Here is an 865-nt window from a genome sequence, read left to right on the forward strand (position 1 = left end):
AAGCTTTTCGCAGCTTATCACGTCTTTCATCGGCTCTTAGTGCCAAGGCATCCGCCCTGTGCCCTTATTGCTTGACCTTTCGCTTCATCACCCTAGCGTAGGTGATGCGGTTTCTTGATTCTCGTGTCTTCCGATACTCTCATATCTTCCGACATGTGTTTGATTACTCTGTTCAATAACAGATAAATCGATGTCTTCCTATCTTTGCGTTTGCATTAATTTCTTAATACTTTGCGTTTAAGGATATTTGATTAACTTAATCAAATTTCATGTATGCAGTTTTCAAGGTACAATGTATTGGGCTTTATTACTTAAAACCCAATGGGCTTAAGTGGACCTTTGCCCTATTGCTCATGATTATGAACTTTTCGGGGTTCTGGTTCATTTAAACCAGTGGGCTTAAGTGGACTCGAACCACCGACCTCACGCTTATCAGGCGTGCGCTCTAACCAGCTGAGCTATAAGCCCATCTTGAAATCTTTCGATTTCAGTGGAGATGAAGAGATTCGAACTCTCGACCCCCTGCTTGCAAGGCAGGTGCTCTCCCAACTGAGCTACATCCCCATTTGATCTGGCAGCCACCTGCTCTCCCACACCGTCTCCAGTGCAGTACCATCGGCCGCTTAGGTCTTAACCGTCGTGTTCGGGATGGGAACGGGTGTGTCCCCTAAGCGCATCGCTACCAGAAATATCATCATTCAGTTGCCTTGATAACTCAACAGTAAAACACATCTTGTTTCTCTACTTTTTCCTTAGAAAGGAGGTGATCCAGCCGCACCTTCCGATACGGCTACCTTGTTACGACTTCACCCCAGTCATCGGTCCCGCCTTCGGCAGCTCCTTCCTTGCGGTTAGGTCACTGACT

At 46.6% G+C, this 865-nt stretch carries 2 tRNA genes and 2 rRNA genes; all 4 read right to left on the reverse strand.

From position 1 onward, the window contains the following. Nucleotides 1-394: 394 nt before the first annotated feature. Nucleotides 395-468 (reverse strand) — tRNA-Ile (locus NCY57_RS16645). A gap of 23 nt (nucleotides 469-491) precedes the next feature. Then, a tRNA-Ala gene (locus NCY57_RS16650) sits at nucleotides 492-564 on the reverse strand. A gap of 5 nt (nucleotides 565-569) precedes the next feature. After that, nucleotides 570-687 (reverse strand): 5S ribosomal RNA (gene rrf, locus NCY57_RS16655). A gap of 69 nt (nucleotides 688-756) precedes the next feature. Then, nucleotides 757-865: ribosomal RNA gene (locus NCY57_RS16660) — 16S ribosomal RNA — on the reverse strand; the annotation flags it as partial.

Origin of the sequence: Blautia sp. MB18-30 (assembly GCF_023669475.1) — a bacterium.
Lineage (GTDB): Bacteria > Bacillota > Clostridia > Lachnospirales > Lachnospiraceae > Blautia_A > Blautia_A fusiformis.